At 68.4% G+C, this 15,963-nt stretch carries 11 protein-coding genes and 3 pseudogenes; 7 read left to right on the top strand and 7 right to left on the bottom strand.

Going from position 1 to position 15,963, the window contains the following annotated elements:
* Positions 1-167: 167 nt before the first annotated feature.
* The 5 genes and pseudogenes from IA22_RS37765 to IA22_RS38335 form a co-directional block, all read left to right on the top strand.
* A pseudogene (locus tag IA22_RS37765) lies at positions 168-455 on the top strand (alpha/beta hydrolase); the annotation flags it as partial.
* A gap of 150 nt (positions 456-605) precedes the next feature.
* Positions 606-868 (top strand): annotated as a pseudogene (locus IA22_RS37760) (hypothetical protein).
* 505 nt (positions 869-1,373) lie between these two features.
* Positions 1,374-1,583 (top strand): annotated as a pseudogene (locus tag IA22_RS38345) (relaxase domain-containing protein); the annotation flags it as partial.
* A gap of 22 nt (positions 1,584-1,605) precedes the next feature.
* Positions 1,606-2,208, top strand: coding sequence for a winged helix-turn-helix domain-containing protein (locus tag IA22_RS38340; RefSeq protein WP_421702147.1), 603 nt, complete (start codon positions 1,606-1,608; stop codon positions 2,206-2,208).
* The gene (locus IA22_RS38335; protein ID WP_421702145.1) at positions 2,174-2,701 is read left to right on the top strand and encodes a hypothetical protein; all 528 of its coding nucleotides are present in this window, start codon (positions 2,174-2,176) and stop codon (positions 2,699-2,701) included. The genes IA22_RS38340 and IA22_RS38335 overlap by 35 nt, the downstream gene beginning before the upstream one ends.
* Before the next feature lie 144 nt (positions 2,702-2,845).
* Here IA22_RS38335 and IA22_RS0130360 read toward each other — a convergent pair whose 3' ends face one another.
* From IA22_RS0130360 to IA22_RS0130350, 3 genes are all read right to left on the bottom strand, one after another.
* The gene (locus IA22_RS0130360; protein WP_015575564.1) at positions 2,846-3,940 is read right to left on the bottom strand and encodes a lytic polysaccharide monooxygenase; all 1,095 of its coding nucleotides are present in this window, start codon (positions 3,938-3,940) and stop codon (positions 2,846-2,848) included.
* Positions 3,941-4,156: 216 nt separating this feature from the next.
* Positions 4,157-5,290 (bottom strand): glycoside hydrolase family 12 protein, encoded by a 1,134-nt coding sequence (locus tag IA22_RS0130355; protein ID WP_030125436.1) that lies wholly within the window; start codon positions 5,288-5,290, stop codon positions 4,157-4,159.
* Positions 5,291-5,956: 666 nt separating this feature from the next.
* Entirely contained in the window at positions 5,957-6,733 is a 777-nt protein-coding gene (locus IA22_RS0130350) for a FadR/GntR family transcriptional regulator (protein WP_015575562.1), read from the bottom strand.
* A 104-nt stretch (positions 6,734-6,837) separates the two neighbouring features.
* Here IA22_RS0130350 and IA22_RS0130345 point away from each other — a divergent pair, with 104 nt between their 5' ends.
* Complete coding sequence (locus IA22_RS0130345) at positions 6,838-8,571, top strand: IlvD/Edd family dehydratase (RefSeq protein WP_030125435.1); 1,734 nt, start codon at positions 6,838-6,840, stop codon at positions 8,569-8,571.
* A gap of 49 nt (positions 8,572-8,620) precedes the next feature.
* Entirely contained in the window at positions 8,621-9,808 is a 1,188-nt protein-coding gene (locus tag IA22_RS0130340; RefSeq protein ID WP_015575560.1) for a fumarylacetoacetate hydrolase family protein, read from the top strand.
* 164 nt (positions 9,809-9,972) lie between these two features.
* On the opposite strand, the gene IA22_RS0130335 is transcribed toward IA22_RS0130340, so the two are convergent.
* The 4 genes from IA22_RS0130335 to IA22_RS0130320 form a co-directional block, all read right to left on the bottom strand.
* Complete coding sequence (locus tag IA22_RS0130335; protein WP_030125434.1) at positions 9,973-12,342, bottom strand: beta-xylosidase/alpha-l-arabinosidase; 2,370 nt, start codon at positions 12,340-12,342, stop codon at positions 9,973-9,975.
* 156 nt (positions 12,343-12,498) lie between these two features.
* Positions 12,499-13,383 carry a carbohydrate ABC transporter permease gene (locus tag IA22_RS0130330; protein ID WP_015575558.1) on the bottom strand — a complete coding sequence of 295 codons (885 nt, stop codon included), beginning with the start codon at positions 13,381-13,383 and terminating at the stop codon, positions 12,499-12,501.
* A gap of 1 nt (position 13,384) precedes the next feature.
* Entirely contained in the window at positions 13,385-14,287 is a 903-nt protein-coding gene (locus IA22_RS0130325) for a carbohydrate ABC transporter permease (RefSeq protein WP_030125433.1), read from the bottom strand.
* Positions 14,284-15,591, bottom strand: a complete 1,308-nt coding sequence (locus IA22_RS0130320) for an extracellular solute-binding protein (protein ID WP_015575556.1) — start codon at positions 15,589-15,591, stop codon at positions 14,284-14,286. The genes IA22_RS0130325 and IA22_RS0130320 overlap by 4 nt, the downstream gene beginning before the upstream one ends.
* Positions 15,592-15,963 lie beyond the last annotated feature (372 nt).

Below are 15,963 nucleotides of genomic sequence, written 5' to 3'. Positions count from 1 at the left end.
GGCGTCGGTGAAGCAGATTCTGCCGGACGCCACTGACAACGCACCTGGTTGGCCCGTCGGCCCCCGCCCTGACACCCCCCACAGTCGGCAGTCTGGCGCCAGGCCCGCCTCTCCGCCGAGCCGATGCCAGCTCGGCTCGTGGCACTGCCGAGCAATGACGGCACGTCACGCTCGGCGACGGGGTTCCCTTCGCCATCCGGGACACGTTCGTCCGCGCGCACACGGGTGACGGCGCGTTGAGCCGCGCGCTCGCCTACTACCGGGCCCTGCCTCACAGCGCAGTGCAGACGGCGCAGGCTGTCAGCACGGCCCGACTGACAGTGCCGACCATGGCAGTGGGCGCCGTCCTGGAACGCCAGCTCCGCCCCGTCACCGACGACCTGACCGGACACCTCATCGAGGACTGCGGCCACATCATTCCCTTGCATCGTCCACACGCCCTGCTGGAGCCGCTGATTCGATCGTGGAGTGCGACGGCTTTCTCGGTGACCCCCGTGGTGCGGCCTACTCACCTTGACCTCACGGTCGTCCGGACTGGCCTGGATGAACCAAGGCGCGGGCCGGGCCCGCCCCACTCGGGGGCGCTGTCGGTGGCGGCTGCGAGGATTCACGGAGGCGAGCAGATGCTGAACGGCCGCGTCTACGGCCACGACCACAACGACCCCAACCCCGGCCCGCTCCCGCACCGGACCTACGCCGAACTGGTCGGCGGGCCGCTGGGCGGCCTGCTGCTGGACACGGGTGGCGGACCGTGGAAGTCGACGACGGAGTTGCTCTGGCCACCAAGCTCGGGCGGTTCCCCGGGGGGCCGCGTTCCCCGAACAGGCCGAACGCCTCGCCGCCTACCGGGCGCGCATCCTGGAGCTGACCACCCAGATCATCACGCACCCCTACTGGCGCACGCTGTCCGGACCGGACCGTGTGGAGGCCCGTACCGCGCTCGAGCACGTCCACGACACCCCGCCGACCCCGACGCGTAGCCATGCCCGACGACACCCCGACCCCCGGCGCCATCAGCGACCTGGAGAAGAACCGGGCCTCCTGGACTGGCTGCGCCGGCAGGTCGGACAGACCGAACCGGAAATCCAGGAAGCCCGCGAACAGGCACGCCGCGAGCGGGCACGAGCCGAGATGGCGTTCAAGATCCAGCCGCAGCGCTCCTCGTCCACCGCACTGCTCCACCGCGGAGGCTGCGCCACCTACCCGAACCAAGTCGGCTTGATCTCCCGCGAGGACGCCCTGGTGGCGCTCGCAGAGCCGGCATCGAGCCGTGCGAGGTCTGCCGACCCTGTGCGCACGCCCGCCCCGCCACCCATTCCGGCTGATCGAGCAGTCGTTCCGCGTCCCGGGAGCCCGGGCGGCTCGCCGCGGGCGACTCTCCGAAGAAGGCGTTCAAGGCTGGAGCCCTCGGGCGCCGGGTCACGGTCACGGGTGTGGACTTCGTGTTCCGGCCGCAGCCGACGATCTACCTCCTGTGGGCGTTCGGGGGTGAGGAGACCCATCTGGTGATCGAGGCTGCGCACGAACGGGCGATCGAGCGGGTGCTGGAGTGGTTCGAGGACGAGGTCGCGGTGATCCGGTACGGCAAGGACGGGCATCTACCGGGTGCGGCCGCCTGGCGGTCTGGTCGCCGCCCGCTTCCGCAACTACGAGGCGCGTTCCGGGATGCCGCTGCTCCAGGACCGTCTGCTGCAGCTGTCCGTGAAGGGGCAGCGCCTGGACGGCACGTGGGGCTCGATCCACATCACTGCCCCGCACGAGAGCTCCGTGGCCGCCTCCGCGCTGCTCGAGGAGGAATTGGCCAAGGGGCCGGCTGCTCACGGATGGCCGGACCAGCGGTGGACGCTCGCCCGGATCAAGACGTTGATCGGCCGACGGTTCCACACGTCCATGACGCTGTCGGGGGTCTCCAGGATGCTGCGGTGCCGTGGCTGGAGCCATGAGGTTCCGGCCCTTCGTGCCGTCGAGCGACGAGGCAGTCGTCGCCGGCTGGGTGAAGGAGGTGTGGCCACACCTGGAACCGCCGCGGCGGCGCTCGGGGCTTGGATCGTCTTCGAGGACGAGGCCGGCTTCTCGATGACGCCGCCGACCACACACGGGGGGCAGAGGTGGATCCACCCCGGTCGTCCGTGCCCGGGGCCGTTCCCGGCGTCGCTTCTCCGTAGCAGGCCTTGTGCTGCTACCGGCCTGGCGAAGGCTCCCGCCTGATCTACGGCCCAAACGGCATACCGACCACAAGAGCGGCGGCCGCAAGGGCTTCGCCTGGACCGAGTACCGCGACCTCATCGCCGCCCACCAGCAGCCCGACGGCCCCATCGTCCTCATATGGGACAACCTGAACGTCCACAAAGACCGCCGCATGCGGGCCTTCATCGACGCTCAGGACTGGATCACCGCCCGCCGGCACGTCTGTGGGTGGCCCTTGACCGTCACCGTGCACGTGACCGGCCCTACCCCGGTCGACAGCGCGGCGTTCCGCCCCTTGAGCAAGACGTGGTCACCGGCACCTCGGTCGATCATCGACGAACACCACTGCTTCTTCCTCGCCCGCCCGAGCGGACACGCGCAGACAGACCCACATCCTGATGCGCAGTCCTCGGTGTTCCCGGCGGCGGCCTCGATTCGGGCGGCTCGCCCCTGGGGCCTGTTCCCGGGCCTGGACGGTGTCGCGGTGTGCGGTGGTGGCTTCCGCCGACCTTAGGGGCACGCACGGGGCCCGCCAGGAGCTTCGTACACATCGACCGCCGGACCGGCGGTGTCGCCCCGCCGCGGTGGCTGTGCCGGCAGGGAAGCGCGACAGCGCCGTCTCCCCGGGATGCGGGAGCGGCGCTGTCTCTGTCAGCGGCTACGGGTTGACGCAGCCGATCGAGCCGACCGGGAGATTGTTGCCGGTCGATGTCGCTGTGAATCCGAAGGTGACGCTGCCGTCCGGTGGGATGGACCGGTTGTAGTCGAGACTCCTGACCGTGACCGCGCCGTCGGATCCAGTGGTCAGCGCGCCGTTCCAGACGCTGCTGACCTTGGCTCCGGCGCCGGGTGTCCACTTCACCGCCCAGCCGTCACGCGCCGTCGTGCTGTGGTTCATCACCTCGACGGACCCCTGGAATCCACCACTCCAGTAGTTGGTCACGCGGTAGACGGCCATGCACCCGCTGTGCGGGTCGGTCGGCGTGGGGGTCGGGTCCGGGGTCGGCGTGGGCGTCGGGTCCGGGGTGCTGCCCGAACCCCGGATGCCGGTGACCTCGCCGTTACCGCCGTCGAAAACGACGTCGGAGCAGGAGAAGAAGTTTTCCTGGCTGTCGGAGCGCACCCACTGGATGAACATCACCGCGTCACCCGAGCGGCCACTGGGCAGGTCCAGATTCCAGTAGTAGTGGCCGCCGTCGGTGCCCGGCGAACCCGTCTGGGGCGGGTTGGTGACGGTCTCGATCAGCTCCAGGTCGTCCCAGCCCAGTTCGGTGCTGGGCGAGTAGCCGGGCTTGGACAGGTACACCCGGAAGGAGCCCGGATGCGCGGCCCAGTTGCTGTGCTTGACCTGGATCGTCCGGCCGGCCGTCAGGTGCGTCCGAGGCCAGTCGGAGCGGGCGGCGTTGTATCCGGTGAAGTTGTACGGCGACCGGTCGCCGGCACTGCACAGCTTTCCGTCCGGGACGTAACCGGCCCCTCGTCCACCCGCGTTGGAGTCGAGCACGGCGAACCAGTTGTACAGCGCATTCGAGCCGCTTTCGCTGAGCGCAGCCTTGCACGCCGGGTTGGTCGGGTCCAGGGAGCCGGTGCTGGTCTTGGCGTCCAGCCAGCAGAGGTAGGTACGCGAGCCTGGGGTCATCGTCACGCCGTGAGCCTGCGCGTTGCCCTGTCCGAACAGGGTCAGGGCGATTCCGCCGAGCAGGGTCGCGAAGACCGCTGTCAGAGATACAAGTAGTCTTTTGCCTCGAGCCATGGTGTCTCCTTTTCCTGTGTGGAGTTTTCTTCCGATTGAGCCTGTCTCCTGCTGTCGCCGTCCGGTGAGGGAAGCCTCGTCCTACGGTGGAGGCACCCGCCCTGAGGGGAGAGAGGTCCGGGAGTCAGGCGTGTTCCAGGGAGGCTGTCGGGTCGCGGCGGTGAGGTTGGGCGGCCTGTGCGTGCGGGGAGACAGGGCAGTGGTCGTGCGCCGTACTCATGCGCAGCGGGCGCCGTTGAGACTGAACCCGGACGGCTTGGAGAACGTGCCGCTGTAGGTCCCCTGGAAACCGAATGTCTGGCTGGCCCCAGCTGCTACTCGGGCGCTGTGCGCGAGGCCGGTCGCCGTCACTGCTCCGGTCGGCCCGCTGACGGTGGCGTTCCACGCGTTGGTGACGCGTTGCCCGGAGGGCAGAGTGAAGGACAGTGTCCAGGAGTCGACGGGCGTCGAGCCGGTGTTGGCAATCGTGACGTCGGCGGTGAAGCCGTCGCTCCAGACGTTCGTCGCGTAGGCCACCTCGCAGGCTGTCACCGGTTCCCCGGGCGCCCCCGGGGAACCGGTGCCCGGAGTCCCGAGGTTCACGGTTGAGGAGAAGGAGTTCACCGCGAGTCCGGCACCGTTCTGCCACGGCTCGAATCCTGCCTGGACACTGGTGAGATACCAGTTGTTCTGCGCCATGCCGCGGGCGATGGTGTTCCGGACGAAGTCCATGACGTCGAAGCTCCAGCTGACGACGGCCGAAGGGGCGACGAAGGAGATGACGTCGTTGGAGCCGTTGCTGCCCCTCCACACCTGCCAGGTGCGCCCGCCGACGGAGGCGGTGCCGGCCTGCGAGCCGATGGGCTGGATCGGGCCGACCTTGTTGAGCCAGATCATGATCTCGGTACGGTTCACCCCGTTCTTCTTGGGTGTGGGGTCCAGCCAGATGTCGTACGACGCGTTGTACACGGCGCTGCCGACAAAGCCGTAGGAGATGCTGCTGGGGGCGCTGGCGATACCGCTCACCTGCGCCGGGAGGTTCGTCCCGGGCGGGCAGTTGGTGTAGTGACAGCCGTTGAAGACCGAGGGATAGGACTTCGGGGCACCGTTCGTGGGGACGGCGCCGTCGGCCTGGGTCACTCGGAAGCCGCTGTCGGTAGCGGTGACGCACTGGGGGGCACTCGTGCCCCAGCGGTTGTTCTGGACCACATAGCGGCCCTGGATCGTCGTCGAACCGTACTGTTCGCAGACCAGAGTGTCCGCGTGGGCCGCCGGAGCAGCGGCCAGGACGGCCGCCACGGTGGCGAGAGCGAGGAGCAGCGCACCGAGCAGGCTGCGCGGAGTTCTGGGGCCGTGCGGTAACGCTCGCATGGGGGCCTCTCCAGGAGGGATGACCGGATGGGGCGATCAGGGAATCGGCAGCGCCCAGCCGTGTCGAATCTGGGAGCGCTCCCACCCTTGGTTCGTAGGGACTGTAGGAGCGCAGACGTGCCCCTGACAACCCATCGGGGTGGAATGCGGCAAAGGGTTTTCAAAGGGGCAGGTCAGGCACAGGGGAGCCGGTCGGCGAAGACCACCGGCGCTTCGCACCGGCGCCCATTCGCACGCCGCCGCAGCCGGGCTGCCCTCATGACCTTGTGCCGCCGGCCATGACACAACGGCCCGACCATGCAACGAGCCCCCCGCCACTCGGCCGCGATCAACGGTGCAGCGCTCGACTTCACCGGTGTCCGCATACGAGCTTGGTAAGAGCTGCCGCCATATTCGTGGAGCTCAAAAGGTTCGGGGTGTCGCGAAGGTGCAGGCGAGCGACCTGCGGTGCTGCCCCCGTGCGCAAGGTCATCAGTTGATGACGAAGGCGACGCGACCGCCGTCAGCCATGCTTTCTGCCCGCAGGGACGTGCCGAAGCATTGGGTATGCGTAACAGTGTCTGAATCATACCGATGGCATGCGCCTGGCTGAAGAACAAGCTCAGGAGGAGCGCCGGCCGACAAGGGTCCGCTCGACCACTCACGGCTTCGGGGAGCAGAGTCGCATCATCCGTGCCGGGCAGGGGGTTGCGAGGACTTCCGTGCCGCGCCGGTCGGCATTCCGGGTGACCGGGCGATCTCTTCCTCGGCGGCTTCGATGAGGGCCAGGACCGCGGCCGCCGCAGCCGAGGGATTGCGGGCCTCGACGGCACGCACGATGGCGCGGTGTTTCGGCAGTGAGGCTTCCACGGCGCCCGGCGTCCGGGTACTGACGAGGAAGCTGTGTTCCAGCGCGATGTCGACAGCGCGGCCCAGTGAACCGAGAAGACGGTTGCCGCTGGCATCGAGCAGGGCCCGATGAAAGGTCATGTCGGCCTCCACGTAGCCGCTGCGGCCGGGTTCCGCCGCTGCGGCTTCCATGGCCGCGAGGCAGTCGTACAGGACTCGTACAGCGTCGGGGTCGGCCCGGTCGGCGGCGAGCCGGGCCGCCTCGGGTTCGACGATCCGGCGCAGTTCACCCGTGTCGCGAAGCAGGGAGGCGGCGTCCCCGGCCTGTTTCCAGCGCAGTACGTCACGGTCCAGGTGGTTCCACTGCTCCGGGGGCAGCACGCGCGTGCCGGTGCGTGGACGTACGTGGAGCATCCCCTTGGCCACCAGCGCCTTGACCGCTTCACGCAACGCCCCTCGGCTGACACCTGTCTCGGCGGCGAGCGCCTCCTCGACCGGCAACGGGTCGCCCGGCCTCCACACGCCGGCCACGATGCGCCGCCCGAGTTCGTCGACCACTCGCTGATGCATGGTCAGGTAGTGCACCACGATCTCCGCCCGCCCCCTGGACACCATTCATCGAATCATCTAATGATTGCCTCACAGGGTAGGGCCCACGGGTCCTCATCCGGAAACGCCCCATCGCGAAGCGACGACGCCAGAGCAACGGGAGTGCCTCCATGACCGACGGTCGGAAGACGAGTCGCAGCCAGGCATGGTTCGGTGCCCGGGGCCGCAGCGGGATGCTGTACCGCTCCTGGATGCGCAATCAAGGTCTCGGGCACGAGGTGTTCGACGGGCGCCCCGTCATCGGCGTCGCGACCAGCGCCTCCGAACTCGCCCCGTGCAACGCCCATCTGACACATGTCGCCGAGGCCGTCAAACGTGGCGTGTGGCAAGCAGGCGGCCTACCGCTTCAGTTTCCCACGATGGCCACCGGCGAGACCCTCATGCGCCCCACCGCCATGCTGTACCGCAACCTCATGGCCATGGAGGTCGAGGAGCTGATCCGGGCCAATCCGCTCGACGGTGTCGTACTGCTGTCCGGCTGCGACAAGACGACGCCCGCTATGCTCATGGGCGCCGCCAGCGTCGACCTGCCTGCCGTCATGGTCACCGGCGGGCCGATGCTCAACGGCAAGTACCGGGGCCAGGACGTGGGGTCCGGCACCCACGTCTGGAAGTTCGAGGAGGACCTGAAGACCGGTCGGATGACCGAGGAGGAGTGTTTCTTCGCGGAGGGGTGCATGGCCCGTTCCCACGGGCACTGCATGACGATGGGTACCGCTTCGACCATGGCCTGCATGGCCGAGGCGCTCGGGATGCAGCTGCCGGGCTCGGCGGCCTGGCCCGCGGTCGACTCCCGGCGGATGGAGACCGCGCAGGCGGCGGGACGGCGCATCGTACGGATGGTGGACGAGGATCTGCGCCCGTCTCAGATCATGACCCGGGCGGCGTTCGAGAACGCCATCCGGGTCAACGCGGCCATCGGCGGCTCCACGAACGCCATCATCCATCTCACCGCCATCGCCGGACGGCTCGGCGTCGAACTGAGCCTGGAGGATTTCGACGCCCTGGTCCGCGCGGTTCCGACCCTGGTCAACCTGATGCCCAGTGGCAGGTATCTCATGGAGGACTTCTGCTACGCCGGTGGCCTGCCGGCCGTCATGGCCGAGCTGCTCGGCGGCAAGCTGCTGCACGGCGAACAGACCACGGTGACCGGACGCACTGTCGCCGAGAACACCGAGAGTGCCGAACGCATCATCTCCGATGTGATCACCGGCCTCGAAGCCCCCTTCCAGCCCGCTGGCACCGGCATCGCCGTCCTGCGTGGCAACCTCTGCCCCGACGGCGCCGTGATCAAGCAGTCCGCCGCCTCACCGCACCTGCTCACCCACCGCGGCCCCGCGCGCGTCTTCGACTCACCCGAGGCCTATCACGAGGTGGCCGACGACCCGGACCTCGACGTCGACGAGAACACCGTCATCGTCATCCGCAACGCCGGCCCCAAGGGCTACCCCGGAATGCCCGAAGTCTCCAACGTCCCGCTGCCCGCCAAGCTGCTGAAAGCCGGGGTCAAGGACATGGTGCGCGTCTGCGACGGTCGGATGAGCGGCACCGGGTACGGGACGGTGATCCTGCACGTAGCGCCCGAAGCCGCCGTCGGTGGGCCTCTCGCCCTGGTGCGCGACGGGGACCCCGTGATCCTCGACGTCCCGAACCGCATCCTGAGTCTGGAGGTGGACGAGGCCGAGCTCGCGCGACGCCGGCAGACATGGAGGGCACCCGCCGAGCGGTATACCAGCGGCTACACCTGGCTCTACACCCAGAACGTCGAACAGGCGGACCGAGGGGCCGACTTCGGATTCCTGCGCGGAAGCCGTGGTCACGAGGTCCCCCGCGACTCCCACTGATCCCGTCCAGGGCGACCCGCCAGTCCTCGAACCCAGGAGAGCAGCGATCGTGGAACCGGCAACGACGCGCACCCGCCAGACCCTGACAACCGGCTCCGTACTGCCCGAGGACGCCGATCGAGCGGCGCTCGTCGCGCGGGTGTACGACCCGGAACGGGGCGGACCGTGTGTGGCCGCGGTCCGCGGAGAGCACGTCGTCGACCTGACTGCCCTCGTACCCACGGTCGCCGACCTCATGGAACTCGACGACGCGACGGCGGTCGTCCGCGAGGCCGACGGCGGACGCGTCTGGAGGCTGGCCGAACTGATCCAGGCACCGGCCGACCGCCGTGAGGCTCCGCATCTCCTCTCTCCCGTCGACCTGCAGGTGATCAAGGCGGCGGGTGTCACCTTCGCCCGGAGTCTGCTGGAACGCGTCATCGAGGAGCGTGCGGGCGGCGATCCGGCGCAGGCGCAGCGGGTACGCGCCCGCATCGGGCAGGCGGTGGGCGGCGCACTCGACGGAATCCGCCCCGGGTCGCCGGAAGCCGGCAGGGTCAAGGAGCTGCTCGTCGCAGAAGGACTGTGGTCGCAGTATCTGGAGGTCGGGATCGGTCCGGACCCGGAAGTGTTCACCAAGGCGCCGGTACTGTCCTCGGTCGGCACCGGCGCCGACATCGGAGTCCTCGGTGCCTCGGTGTGGAACAACCCTGAGCCCGAGGTCGCCCTCGTCGTGGACTCGCGTGGCAGGGTGCGCGGTGCGACGCTCGGTAACGACGTCAACCTCCGCGACATCGAGGGTCGCAGCGCCCTGCTGCTGTCCCGGGCCAAGGACAACAACGCCTCGTGCGCGATCGGCCCGTTCATCCGCCTGCTGGACGAGGGCTTCGACCTCGACACCGTGCGCGGACTCGAGGTCGGCCTGCGGATCGACGGCCCGGACGGCTACGTACTGCACGGCAGCAGTTCCATGCGTGAGATCAGCCGCGACGTGCTGGAACTGGTGGCCGCCACATACGGTCCGCACCATCAGTACCCGGACGGCCACGTCCTGTTCACCGGAACGCTGTTCGCCCCCACGGAGGACCGCCGGGCGCCGGGCGAGGGCTTCACCCATGCGTACGGCGACATCGTGCAGATCTCCAGCCCGCGGCTCGGCACTCTGGTCAACACCGTCGTGCCCAGCGAGCAGGCCGCGCCCTGGACCTTCGGTGTGCGAGCGTTGATGCGCAACCTCGCGCAGCGTGGCGTGCTGTGAGGGCGGCCGGGAGCCCTGGGTCGGACACCTGACGGCGGAGTTCCTGCGCTCACGGAGTACCGACCCGTGCCCGGTGGGACCCGGGTCCGGACCTGCGCGTGTCCGGCCCTGCGGCCGGAGTGCGCAGCGGCGCCGCACCTGCGACGTTCGCTGCGCCCCTCGGTTCACGCCTGATCGACCGGATCCTGCTCGATCGTGGCGTGCAAACGGCGTGTGTGGTCCACGTGGCGCACGGCTCCGGTCAATGTGACCCTGGCTGTCAGCCGCGGATCCACGCTGGACGCCGCCAGCCTCACTTCCAGCTCGCCAGGCTCGACGACGCGCCGATGGTCGCGTCCGGTGAAGGAGGCGACGTCGGCGGGGACGACGACACGCAGGCGCCGGGCCTCGCCCTGTTGCAGTTCGACCCGGGTATAGCCGACGAGGCGCTGCACCGGCTGGACGACGGAGGCGACCGGGTCGTGCAGGTAGATCTGGACGACCTCGGTTCCGGACCGACCGCCTGTGTTGCGGACGGTGAAGGTGAGGACGAACTCACCGTCCGTCGGGGCCTCTTCGACGACGATGATCAGATCCGTCCAGTCGAACCGCGTGTAGGACAGACCGTGGCCGAAGGCGAATGCGGGTGTCGGGTCGCTGCTGGACACCTCGCTGACGTGCGCGAGCCGCGCTCCTAGATACGTGGCCGGCTGGGAACCCGGTACGCGCGGCACACTGACCGGAAGGCGGGCGGAGGGATTGGTACGGCCGCTGAGCACCCCGGCGATCGCTCGGGCGCCCTCCTCGCCCGGGAAGAAGGACTGCACGATCGCGGCGGACTCCTCCACGGCGCGGCCGAGGGCGTAAGGCCGTCCCGCGAGCAGCACGGTGACCACGGGTGTCTCCAGGTCGAGCAGGGTGTCGAGTAGTCGCTGCTGTACGCCGGGCAGCGCCAGCGTCGCGACGTCGCATCCCTCACCGCTGGTGCCCCGTCCGAAGAGCCCTGCTCGGTCGCCGAGAACCACTAGGGCGATGTCGGACTCGCGTGCCAGCCGGGCGGCCTCGCGGATGCCGGAGAGATCTCCGTCGTCGATTCCGGTGCCTGGGGCGACCGTGATCTCGGCGTCGGGAAACTCGTGGGCGAGAGTGTCGCGCAGCGTGGGCAGCTCGATGCCGAGTGGAGTCCCGGGATGGCGGACGCCGATGTGCTGGGGAAAGGAGTAGCACCCCAGGACGGCGACGGGCTCGTCGGCGTTGGGGCCGATCAGGGCTACGCGGCGCGGCCTTCCGAGCGGCAGGATGCCGTCGTTGCTCAGCAGCAACACTGCCTTCTCGGCGACCGTGCGTGCCAGCGCGCGGTTCTCCGGACCGTCGAGGTCGATCCGGCCGCGCACGGCGGCCGGATCGTTCAGATCTGCTCCGTGGAGCGCGGCCGGCAGCGGATTCCAGTCCGGGTCGAGCAGGCCGATTACCGCCTTCTGGGTGAGTGTCCGGCGCAGAGCGCGGTCGACCAGCGCTTCCGGAACGCGGCCGTCCGCGACGGCCTCGGTCAGGGGTGCCCCGTAGGTCTTGATATTGGGCAGTTCGACGTCGATACCCGCACGCAGCGCCGTGCCTGCGGCATCTGCCCAGTCGGCTGCGATGCCATGGAGGGTCTTCAGGAAGGCGATGGCGAAGTAGTCGGCGACGACGGTGCCGTCGAAGCCCCATGTGTCGCGCAGCAGCCCGGTGAGCAGTTCCTCGTCGGCCGCGGAGGGCATGCCGTCGGTGTCGGTGTAGGCGTTCATCACCGACCGGGCCCGGCCTTCACGGAGAGCCATCTCGAAGGGAGGCAGCAGAACGTCGGCGCGCTCACGCGGGCCCATGGAGGCGGGCGCGAGGTTACGGCCGGCACGGGAGGCCGAGTAGCCGACGAAGTGCTTGAGGGTGGCGGCGACCCCGGCCGACTCGAGGCCCTGCACGTAGGCCGTCCCGATGGTGCCGACGAGGTAGGGGTCTTCGCCGATGGTCTCCTCGACCCGGCCCCAGCGGGCGTCGCGCACGACGTCCAGGACGGGCGCGAGCCCCTGATGGACGCCGACGGAACGCATGTCGCGGCCGATGGCGGCGGCCATGCGCCGCACCGTGTCGGGATCGAAGGTGGCGCCCCAGGAAAGCGGAACGGGGTAGGCAGTCGCCCCCCAGGCGGCGAAGCCGGCCAGACACTCGTCGTGTGCGAGAGCCGGTATGCCGAACCGGTTCGTGGCGGCGATACGCATCTGTGTGCGGGCCAGGGAGAGCGCGCCCAGGGCGGGGTCGACCGGGACTGTGCCGAACGGACGGGTCAGCTGCCCCAGTCCGGAGGGCAGGAGTGCGTCCAGGTCGACGGCCTCCTCCATGTCGTGCTGGTGAGGGGCCACTTCACCGCCTTGATCGGAGGCACCCACCCACACCCCGTACAGCTGTGCGGTCTTCTCCTCGATGGTCATCGCGTCGATCAGGGCGTCGACTCTCGCGGTGACCGGAAGGCTGAGGTCGTTCCAGAGAGAGGTTCCGGCAATGTTCTCTACAGTCACGTTGGCGTTCCTTTTCCTTCCACGCCCCTCAGTCTCTTGGCCAGGGCGCGACGGACGAACGGGTGAGCGGGTGGGGCTCGAGGCGGGGCGGTTGCGCACAGGCCCCGGCACCGGCTTCGGACGGCTCGGGCTACAGACCTGCCGCCGGGGGCGGAGTCAGCGGCTGAATCCAGCGGTCAGACCGCTCAGCAGCTGGCGGCGGCCGAACGCGTACAGCACCAGGAGGGGCAGAGTGGTGAGGACGACGGCGGCGAGAATGGCAGGGACGTTGACTCCGTACTGGCCCTGGAAGGTCCACAGTGCCAGCGGCAGGGTACGGCGTTCGGGGCTCTGGGTGAGGATCAGGGGCAGCAGGAATCCGTTCCAGATGGTCAGCGCGTTGAAGATGGTCACGGTGAGGATGGCCGGGCGGGTGAGCGGTGCCGCGAGTCGCCACAGCGTCGTCCATTCGGTGGCGCCGTCGACCCGCATCGAATCGAACAGCTCCTTGGGTACGTCGCGGATGAAGTTGGCGAGTACCAGAACGGACAGGGGGACGGCGAAAGCGATCGACGGAAGGATCAGGGCCAGCAGACTGTCGTACAGATGCAGTCTGATGATGATCAGGTAGACCGGGATCACCGTCGCCTGCAGCGGGATGGCAAGGCCCAACAGGAACAGCCTGTTGATCGCACGAAGACTCCGCATGTGCCAGCCGCGGACGATCGCGTAAGCGGCCATGAAGGAGAACACGACTGCCGGTGCGACGGCGCCGGCGGTGACGACGATGCTGTTGACGAAGTAGCGGAGGAAGTCGGACTCGATGACCAGCCGGTAGTTGTCGAGTGTCGGGGCGGCCGAAGGCACCAGCGGGTTGGTCGCATAGTAGCGGCTCTGGGTCTTGAGACTGGTGATCAGCGTCCAGTACAGCGGTACGACGACGATGACGAGCCAGATCCATCCGGCCAGTCCGCCCGCCCAGTTGCGCCGACGGGAGCGTGGTCGTCCTGTGCGACCGGTGGTCTTCCGCGGTTGTCGCGCCTCGGTCGGCGTGGCGGTCACGTCAGGCCCCCTCGAGTTGGCTCGCACCGGCGTCCCGGCCGCCGAGCCGGCGCAGCAGCAAGGCGAGTGCCAGGCCCACCAGGACCAGGATGACCGCGATGGCGCTGGCCGGCCCCATCAGGCTGGCCTGGAACCCCCGCTTGTACATGTCCAGCGCCAGGACCCGAGTGGCATCGCCGGGGCCGCCCTCGGTCAGGACGAAGATGAGGTCGAAGAAGGTCAGTGACCCGACCACCATCAGCGTGGACGACGTGATGATGGTGTATCTCAGCTGGGGCAGGGTGATGCTGAAGAACTGCCGGATCCGGCCTGCCCCGTCCATCTGCGCCGCCTCGTAGAGGGACTTCGGTATCTGCTGCACACCGCCCTGATAGATCAGGGAGTGGAACGGAACGAACTGCCAGGAGACGATGAAGACGACGACCCCGAAGGCCAGCCCGGGCCGCCCCAGCCAGTCCTGGCTGAGCACCGGGATCCTCAGCCCGGCACCGAGCCCGAAGTTGGGGTCCAGCAGAGCCTTGTACGCGATCGCGATCGCCGCGGAGCTGAGCATGAGGGGGACGAAGTACACGACCCCCAGTACCGCACGGTAGCGCTGGCGGCCCGCCAGGAGCGTGCCGAGCAGAATACTGAGCGGCGTCTGGAAGGCCCAGGACACGGTCATCACGAGAAACGTCACCCCGAGGGCGTGCGGCAGTCCTGGATCGGTGAGCACCGTACGCCAGCTGGTGAACCCCGTCGGGTGGATGGCGCCGATTCCGTCCCACGTGGTGAAGCTCAGAGCGAAGACACCGACGAGTGGGATCACCGCGAAGCCGACGAAGACCACCAGCGCCGGCATCGCCAGCCAGGGCAGGAAGGCACGCGATCCACGGTGCGGCCGATGGCGAGTGAGGGAGGTCATTTGGCGGTGGCCGCGTTGAGAGCGCTGGCGAACTGCTGCGGCGAAACGCTTAGTTGGAACAGCTTGGCAATATTGCTCAGCAGGGTCTCGGCGGCCGCCGGACGGAGCGCCTGATCCCAGGACTGGCCGAACACCTCGGCCTCGCTGGCGAGGTCGTAGGTGAACTGCAGGAAATCGGCGTTCTTGGATGTGGCCAGCAGCTTCTCCGTGCCGAGCCGGATCGGGACCGACCCGTTGTCGATCCACCTCTTCGTCTCGTCCTCCTGGAGGACACCCGAGGCGAAGAATTCCTTGGCGGTCCTCTTCTCCTCGGCGCCAGCTTTCGAGGAGATGGACAGGTACTGCGCAGGGTTGCCGACGGTGTTGCCCGGATCGCCCTTGCCGCCGTCCACGGGCGGGAAGTTCATGTAGCCTAAGCCACCGCTCGGGACGAAGTCCCCGCCGTCGGCCTGCTGGATGCCGTACGACCAGGCGCCGTGCAGCATCATCGCGGCTTTGCCGCGGTACAGCAGTGCCTGGTCGGCGTTGGAGTCTGCGGTGATCGAGGAGAAGCCCTTGACGAACCCGTCGGCTTTGACCAGTTCCTGCAGCTTCGTGAGCGCGGCGATGGCGTCCGGGTGGGACCAGGCGTTCTTCTCGCCTTCCATGATGGCCTGGAACACCTCGGGACCACCGATGCGGTCGAACAGGAACTCCAACCACATCATGCTCGTCCACCGGGACTGACCACCGAGGGAGAACGGTGCTATGCCCTTGGCGTTGAACCTGGGCACCAACGCCATCACGTCGCCCCAGGACTGAGGGGGCTTCACGCCGACTTGGTCGAAGACCCTCCTGTTGTAGTAGAGGATGATCGGCTGCACGACCTCGCACGGCATCGCGTAGATCCTGCCGTCGACGGTGGCCGCTCCGAACGAGGAAGGGAACAGCCCCTTCCTGACCTCGGAGTGCTCGCCGAACCACGAGGTGAGGTCCTCGACCTGGCCCGCTTCCACATAGGTGCGCAGCGTCCCGCCACCCCATCCCCAGATGATGGTGGGCGCCTGTCCGGCACCGATGGCGGTCTTGATCTTCGTCTTGTACGCGTCGTTCTGGAAGGTGGTGTCCTTGATCCGCCCCTGGGGGTGGGCCTTGTTGAAGGTGTCCACCGCCCCGGCTCTGGCACCTTCCTGCGGCTGGCCGCTCAGGTACCAGTACGTGGCACCCCCGTCACGGCCGGGGCCGGACGAGCCGCAGGCCGCCAGCGCCGCGGAGAGCGGCACGCCAGCTGCCAGGCCGAGGAGGGTACGTCGGGAGAGTGCCATGTCTGTTCTCCGCACTCGAGAGCCATCGGCTTCTCGTGAGTCATGGTGAAAGGTTTTCGAAACAAGCCTTCTCCGAGCTCTGTGCATGCAAATTAGGTTTCGAGCTGACGCCCTGTCAAGACGTCTGCAACCGCGTACTGGAGGGCCCGCTCCAGCCTTTCAGTAAGGGAGACGAACAGCCCTCGATCAACTCCGGACGCCACCGAAACCTTTTCGAAAGGGCAGTCAGGGACAGGGGAAGATGGGATGATCGTGACTCTCGCGCTGTCAGTGCAGGCCACCCCGGCGTCGGGAGGCCCGGCTGCACCTGTGCGGACGAACTCGGTACCGGGTTGCCGTACGGTTGACCGGTTCCACTCGTGTCGCCGGTGC

The organism is Kitasatospora papulosa (assembly GCF_000717245.1).
GTDB classification, from domain to species: domain Bacteria; phylum Actinomycetota; class Actinomycetes; order Streptomycetales; family Streptomycetaceae; genus Streptomyces; species Streptomyces papulosus.
Note: the sequence above shows the minus strand (reverse complement) of the source record. Positions and strands in the feature narration are given on the sequence as shown.